The 7,256-nt window shown below is 30.5% G+C and carries 7 protein-coding genes; 5 read left to right on the forward strand and 2 right to left on the reverse strand.

What is annotated here, in order from left to right; genetic code table 11:
* The 5 genes from Q0352_RS14090 to Q0352_RS14110 all read left to right on the forward strand — a co-directional run.
* Positions 1 to 698 (forward strand): hypothetical protein (locus tag Q0352_RS14090; protein WP_367274656.1); only part of this gene is annotated, 698 nt, incomplete at its 5' end.
* An 18-nt stretch (positions 699 to 716) separates the two neighbouring features.
* Positions 717 to 2,168 carry a Ni/Fe hydrogenase subunit alpha gene (locus Q0352_RS14095; RefSeq protein WP_299528607.1) on the forward strand — a complete coding sequence of 484 codons (1,452 nt, stop codon included), beginning with the start codon at positions 717 to 719 and terminating at the stop codon, positions 2,166 to 2,168.
* Entirely contained in the window at positions 2,152 to 2,607 is a 456-nt protein-coding gene (locus Q0352_RS14100; protein ID WP_299528611.1) for a hydrogenase maturation protease, read from the forward strand. The genes Q0352_RS14095 and Q0352_RS14100 overlap by 17 nt, the downstream gene beginning before the upstream one ends.
* Positions 2,608 to 2,692: 85 nt before the next feature.
* Complete coding sequence (locus Q0352_RS14105) at positions 2,693 to 4,354, forward strand: SulP family inorganic anion transporter (RefSeq protein ID WP_299528614.1); 1,662 nt, start codon at positions 2,693 to 2,695, stop codon at positions 4,352 to 4,354.
* A 40-nt stretch (positions 4,355 to 4,394) separates the two neighbouring features.
* Positions 4,395 to 6,020, forward strand: a complete 1,626-nt coding sequence (locus tag Q0352_RS14110; protein WP_299528617.1) for a M1 family metallopeptidase — start codon at positions 4,395 to 4,397, stop codon at positions 6,018 to 6,020.
* Position 6,021: 1 nt separating this feature from the next.
* Here Q0352_RS14110 and Q0352_RS14115 read toward each other — a convergent pair whose 3' ends face one another.
* Together Q0352_RS14115 and lhgO are read right to left on the reverse strand one after the other, a co-directional pair.
* Complete coding sequence (locus tag Q0352_RS14115; RefSeq protein ID WP_299528620.1) at positions 6,022 to 6,444, reverse strand: secondary thiamine-phosphate synthase enzyme YjbQ; 423 nt, start codon at positions 6,442 to 6,444, stop codon at positions 6,022 to 6,024.
* A gap of 5 nt (positions 6,445 to 6,449) precedes the next feature.
* On the reverse strand, positions 6,450 to 7,256 hold an 807-nt coding region (gene lhgO, locus Q0352_RS14120; RefSeq protein WP_299528623.1), incomplete at its 5' end, for an L-2-hydroxyglutarate oxidase.

Genomic DNA, 7,256 nt, shown 5'->3' on the forward strand with positions numbered 1-7,256 from the left:
TACAAGCTGAATATGCCATGAATATTTGTCCAACTGGTGCTATTTTAGTTAAAGGCAAATCAATAAGTAAACCTTTTGGAGATAGACAATTTGACTTTGGAGTTGAAGGAAAAAAAATACCTTTTAAGAAAACCAATATCAATAAAACGAACGGTCTAAAAAAACGAGTGGCAACAACGTCTTTGGCCGGTTGTTTCGGGTGTCATATGTCAATGCTTGATATTGACTTGGGATTATTAGATTTAATTGAAGTCGTTGAATTTCATAAATCTCCACTTACTGATATTAAAAAATTTACGCAACGTTGTGATATCGGTATTATTGAAGGAGGCTGCAGTAATACTCATAATTTTGAAGTATTAAGAGCTTTCCGTGAAAATTGCGACATTTTAGTTTCTGTTGGTGAATGTGCCATTTGGGGAGGTTTACCAGCACTTAGAAACACTATCCCCTTAGAAGAATGTTTAAAAGAATCTTATTTAAATTCTTTAACAAGTGAGGATAATGAAACAATAATTCCTCATCATGAAGATATTCCAAAAATTTTAAATAAAGTTTATTCAAATCATGAAATTGTAAAAATTGATTATCATATTCCTGGATGTCCTCCTAACTCCAATCATATTTGGAGCGTAATTAAGAATATCTTATTTGAAGAAGAACATGAGATAGCATATCCTGAATTTAAATATGATTAACCTTTAAAACTCAATAAAATGAATCCAAGAAAAATTACAATAGATCCAATTACACGAGTTGAAGGACATGGAAAAGTCACCATCAAATTAGATGAAAATGGTAAAGTTAGTGATGCCTTTTTACACATAGTAGAGTTTAGAGGTTTTGAAAAATTTATTCAAGGACATCCATATTGGGAAGCTCCTGTTTTAGTACAACGCTTATGCGGAATTTGCCCGGTAAGCCATCACTTAGCAGCTGCAAAAGCAATTGACCAATTAGTTGGTATAGATCCCGAAGAATTATCTCCAACAGCTACAAAACTTCGTAAGTTGTTACATTTCGGACAGATTTTCCAATCTCACGCCTTACATTTTTTCTATTTAGCTTCGCCTGACCTATTGTTTGGAATTGATGCTCCTGCCGAAAAAAGAAATATTGTTGCTGTTGCAACAGAAAATAGAGAGCTCGCAAAAAAAGGAATTTTAATGCGAAAATATGGTCAAGAAATAATTAAGGCTCTTGCTGGGAAAAAAATACACGGTATTCTAGCAGTTCCTGGTGGTGTGCATAAAACATTTACAGCTAAAGAACGAGAATATTTCTTAGATGGAAAAGAAATTCCGGCTATTGACACAATGATTTCTTGGTCTAAAGAAATTATTGATTTTATGAAATCATATCATCTAAAAAATAGTGATTGGGTTGATAGTTTTGCAGCATACCCATCGAATCATTTAGGATTGATTGATAAAAAAACTGGTGCATTGGAATTATACGATGGTCGACTTCGTTCTATTGATTTTGAAGGAAATGAGTTATTAAACATTGAAGATATTGAATATTCCAATCATTTTAAAGAAGCAGTAGAACCTTGGTCTTATTTAAAATTTCCATACATGACAAAATATGGAAGAGAAAAAGGTTGGAACAGAGTTGGACCATTAGCTCGCTTAAATACCTGTTCACATATTAATACACCATTAGCTGAAATTGAACGGCAAATTTTTAAAGCTAATACAAAAAATAAGCCTAATAATATGACCATGCATACTCATTGGGCGCGTCTTATAGAACTACTTCATTGCGCTGAAAGCATTAAAGAATTGCTATTAGACGAAGATATTATGGGTACTGATTTAGTTAGAAAAGGAGTTCCTCGCAGAAAAGGAATTGGAGTTATTGAAGCTCCACGAGGCACACTTATTCATGAATACCATATTGATGAAAAAGGTTTAATTACAAAATGTAATTTAATTGTTTCTACAACACATAATAATGAAGCAATGAATAGAGGTGTTAGGACAGTTGCAGAAAGTGTTTTAAATGATAAACCTGAAATAACTGAACCTATGCTAAATCAAATAGAAATTGCTATTAGAGCTTATGATCCTTGTTTAAGTTGTGCCACACACGCTTTAGGAGAAATGCCATTAATTGTTCAATTAGAAGATCACCAAGGAAACTTAATTGATGAAAAAATTAGATAACACCTTAATTATTGGGATAGGAAATAACACTCGCCAAGACGATGGTCTTGGTTGGTGTTTTTTAGATTTGCTAGAAAAAGAAGGATTTAACGAAGAAAATCTGTTGTACAAATATCAGTTAATGGTTGAAGATGCAGATTTAATTAGTTCGTATGAAACTATATTTTTTGTTGACGCTAATAAAACTAGTTTAAATGAAGGTTTCACTATAGAACGACTATACCCTTCTGAAAAAGTTGCATTTTCAACACATGAAGTCCCTCCAAATCAAATATTAAATTTGTGTGAAACCATTTATTATAAAAAACCTAAAGCCTATCTAATTAAAATTCAAGGTTTTGAATGGGATTTTAAAATTGAATTATCTAAAAAAGCAAAAATAAATTTAAATAATGCTATAAATAAATTTATTCATGATTTTCTAAGTTACAAATCCTAAACCTTGTTTTATTTGATTAAATTTACAACTCCTTAAAACTTAATTCTTAGTTGAAAAAGGAGTTGAATTCATTTATATAATTCAAATGCAAAAAGAATTTACACCCAAATTATTTTCCCTACTAAAGCAAGGGATTTCTAAAGAAACATTTTTTAAAGACCTTATCTCAGGTATAATTGTAGGAATTGTAGCACTTCCATTAGCCATTGCTTTTGCTATTGCTTCAGGTGTTTCTCCTGAAAAAGGTATTATTACGGCAATCATTGCAGGAATTATTATTTCAGCTTTTGGAGGTAGTAGAGTTCAAATTGGAGGGCCAACAGGTGCATTTATTGTAATTGTATATGGTATTGTTCAACAATACGGTATGGATGGTTTAACCATAGCAACATTTATGGCTGGATTTATAATTATTGGTTTGGGACTTGCTCGCCTTGGAAATTTATTAAAATTTATTCCTTATTCTCTTATTGTTGGTTTTACTAGCGGTATTGCTTTAATTATTTTTTCTTCTCAAATTAATGATTTTTTTGGTCTTCACATTGCGAACCTTCCTGCTGATTTTATTGATAAATGGATTGTTTATTTTAATAATTTTCACAACATTAATTGGTATGCAATTTCAATTGCTGCCACAACCGTAATTGTAACTATTTATTTTCAGAAATTAATAAAAAAAATTCCAGGATCTATTGTTGCAATTCTATTAGCAACTATTGTTGTTCAAGTTTTTAATATTCCTGTAGACACTATTGAAAGCAATTTTGGAGAAATTCCAAGCAACTTTAACTTGCCTTCAATTCCACATTTTGATTATGAAACCGTAAAATCATTAATTCAACCCGCTTTTGCAATTGCATTATTAGGAAGTATAGAATCATTGCTTTCAGCAGTTGTATCTGATTCTATGATTGGAGGAAAACATCGTTCAAATATGGAATTAATTGCGCAGGGTTTTGCAAATATTGCATCTTCTATATTTGGAGGTATTCCTGCGACAGGCGCCATTGCTAGAACAGCTACAAATGTTAAAAATGGAGGAAGAACTCCAATAGCCGGAATTGTTCATGCATTCATATTACTTGCAATAATGCTACTTTTTGCTCCTTACGCAAAATTAATACCGCTCTCATGTTTGGCTGGTATTTTAATTGTTGTTGCCTACCATATGAGTGAATGGAGACAATTTAAATCTATTTTAAAAGGAAGTAGCATGGATATTATTATTCTGCTAACCACCTTCTTTTTAACAGTAATCTTTGATTTAGTTATTGCTATAGAAATTGGCATTGTACTTTCTAGTTTTATGTTTATGAAAAGGATGAGTGAATCTGTTCACATAAAAAACATCACTTCTGAATTAAGAAATAGTGAAAATTTATTTGATGAAGAACTACAAAACTTACCAAGTGAAGTTATTTTATATGAAATAAATGGACCTTTATTTTTTGGTGCAGCAAGGCAATTTCAAGAAACAATTACTATTGATAACCAAGATAAAAAAGTGATTATAATAAGAATGCGATATGTACCAATGATTGATGCTACAGGATTTCAAAGTTTAAAAGAAATAGTTAAAACTTTTAAAGAAAGAGGTATCCTAGTAATTTTATCTGGTATTGGTATAGATTTAAGAAGAAATTTCAGAAAAAATGGTATGTATGAGATTATTGAAAGAAAATATATTGTTTCTGATATTACTAAAGCGATGTCAAAAGCTGAAAAATATTTAGAAGAACAATCATAAATTAATTATTATCTTCAACATTTAATTTTGAAGCCATATTATGAAAAAAATAATATTCAATTTATTTCTATTACTCATTTCAGCGCCACTTTTTTCTCAAAATAAAATTTTCACACATCAAGATACACTTAGAGGATCTATTACTAAAGAACGAATTTGGTGGGATTTAAAACATTATGATTTAAATATTAAGGTATTTCCAGAAACAACATCAATTTCAGGAAATAATAATATTATATATAAAGTTCTTGATCCATATCAAATAATGCAAATTGATTTACAAGATCCTATGAAAATCACGAAAATAACTCAAAATGATTCTGAGCTTAGCTTTACAAAAGATGGATATTCATATTTCATTCAACTAAAAGACAAACAAGTAAAAGGTGATACAAATAAACTAACCGTTTTTTTTGAAGGAGAACCCGTAATTGCTAAAAGACCACCTTGGGACGGAGGTTTAACTTGGGAGAAAGACAACAACTCAATAGATTTTATTGCTACTTCATGTCAAGGAGCTGGTGCAAGTTTGTGGTGGCCGTGTAAAGATCACATGTATGATGAACCGGAAAATATGGCAATTAATATCACAACTCCTAACCATCTTATGGATGTTTCAAATGGAAGGCTAAAAAATGTAACAGAGAATGCTGATTACACAAAAACATTTCATTGGTATGTTGAAAATCCAATCAATAATTACGGTGTAAATATGAATATTGGAGATTATGCTCATTTTTCAGAAAAATATGAAGGAGAGAAAGGTCTTTTAGATTGTGATTATTATGTTTTAAAAGAAAATCTTGGAAAGGCTAAGGAACAGTTTAAAGATGTAAAAAGAATGTTACAAGCCTTCGAACACTGGTTTGGTCCTTATCCTTTTTATGAAGATAGTTTTAAACTAGTTGAAGTTCCCTATTTAGGTATGGAGCATCAAAGTTCTGTAACCTACGGGAATCAGTATCAAAATGGTTATTTAGGAAGGGATTTAAGCGGAACTGGATGGGGATTAAAATTCGATTTTATCATTATTCATGAATCTGGTCACGAGTGGTTTGCAAATAATATTACCTATAAAGATATCGCTGATATGTGGATTCATGAAAGTTTTACAGCATATTCTGAAACCTTATTTTTAGATTATCATTATGGAACAGAAGCAGGCAACGAATATGTTATTGGGACAAGAGAAAATATTCAAAATGACAGGCCAATAATTGGTATTTACAATGTAAATCATGAAGGATCTGGAGATATGTACTATAAAGGTTCAAACATGCTGCATACTTTAAGGCAATTATTAGAGGATGATGAAAAATTTAGAGAAATTCTTAGAGGTTTAAACAATGAATTTTATCATCAAACTGTGACTACTGAGCAAATTGAAAATTATATAAGTGAACACACTAAAATAGATTTATCCGCTTTTTTCAATCAATACTTACGAGATATTAGGATTCCTAAGTTAGTTTACAAAATTTCTAAAAATAAATTAAAATTCAAATGGGTTAACATTGTTGAAGATTTTGATATGCCTGTAAAAACTTATTTAAACGATTCTGAAAGGTGGATCTTCCCAACTAAAGAATGGAAAGTATTGTTATTAGAAACACCTATTTTAAGCTTTGAAATTGATAAAAATTTTTATATTGAATCTAAAAATTAAATTAATTTCCAAAAGCAGTTAACACCAATTTTCTAGAACTACCATAGTTCCTATGTTCACATAAATAAATTCCTTGCCAAGTACCTAAATTCAATTTTTCATTGGTGATTGGTATTTGAACTGAGCTTCCCAAAAGTGAAGTTTTAATATGAGCTGGCATATCATCGGCCCCTTCATAAGTATGTTTATAATATGGCATATTTTCTGGAACCATTTTATTAAAATGACTTTCAAAATCATCTCTAACAGTATCGTCTGCATTTTCATTAATTGTTAAACTTGCAGATGTATGCTTTATAAAAACTTGTAATTGCCCAATTGAAATTGTTTTAATTTCAGGAATTCCTGTAATTATTTCATTAGTTATTAAATGAAAACCTCTTTTATAAGGTGTAAGCTGAATTTCTTTTTGATAAAATTTCATAACCTTTAATTTAGAACTATAGCTACAATTTCATCGGCAATTGCCATACACGATGTTGCAGCTGGTGAAGGTGCGTTTAACACATGAATATTGTTATTTTGTTTTATAATTTTAAAATCGTCAACCATATTTCCATGAAAATCAATTGCCTGTGCTCTAACTCCAGCTCTTGCAGCTTGTACATCATTTACCGTAATAGTAGGTAGCATTTTTTGCAAAGCTTTTACAAATAACCGCTTTGAAAAAGCTCGTTTATATTCATCAATTCCTTTACGCCAGTTATTTCCAAATAACTTCCAAGTACCAACAAATGTTAATGCTTCATAAGTATCTCTAAAACTAAAACTTGTACGCTTGTAGCCTTCTCTTTTGAAGGTAAAAACGGCATTTGGACCACATTCAATACTTCCATCGACCATTCTTGTAAAATGAACTCCTAAAAACGGAAATTTAGGATCAGGAACTGGATACACTAAGTTTTTAATTTTATGTTCAGTTTCCCGTTTTAATTGAAAATAATCTCCTCTAAAACCAACAATTTGCATATCCAATTTTAAATCGTCTTTTTCAGCAACTCTATCAGAAAATAAACCTGTACAAAATATTACTTTTTCAGCAATTAAATTTCCTAAATTGGTTTTAAGCGTTGTATAGTGCTCAGAAGAAACCACCTTCTCTACTTTACAAGAAGTAATTAATTTACTTTCAAAATTAATTGCAGAAATTTGTTGAACAAACATTTTTGAAACGGCAACATAATCTATAATTCCAGCTGTTGGAACCCAAATGGCTTTAATTCCTTCAATAAATGG

Origin of the sequence: uncultured Lutibacter sp., from assembly GCF_937891065.1 — a bacterium.
GTDB lineage: Bacteria > Bacteroidota > Bacteroidia > Flavobacteriales > Flavobacteriaceae > Lutibacter.

Bases quoted from the DNA above. Each gene is read 5' to 3' on its own strand.
- Q0352_RS14105 (WP_299528614.1), top strand. From the start codon at position 2,693: ATGCAAAAAGAATTTACACCCAAATTATTTTCCCTACTAAAGCAAGGG.
- Q0352_RS14100 (WP_299528611.1), top strand. From the start codon at position 2,152: ATGAAAAAATTAGATAACACCTTAATTATTGGGATAGGAAATAACACT.
- Q0352_RS14095 (WP_299528607.1), top strand. From the start codon at position 717: ATGAATCCAAGAAAAATTACAATAGATCCAATTACACGAGTTGAAGGA.
- Q0352_RS14115 (WP_299528620.1), bottom strand. From the start codon at position 6,444: ATGAAATTTTATCAAAAAGAAATTCAGCTTACACCTTATAAAAGAGGT.
- Q0352_RS14110 (WP_299528617.1), top strand. From the start codon at position 4,395: ATGAAAAAAATAATATTCAATTTATTTCTATTACTCATTTCAGCGCCA.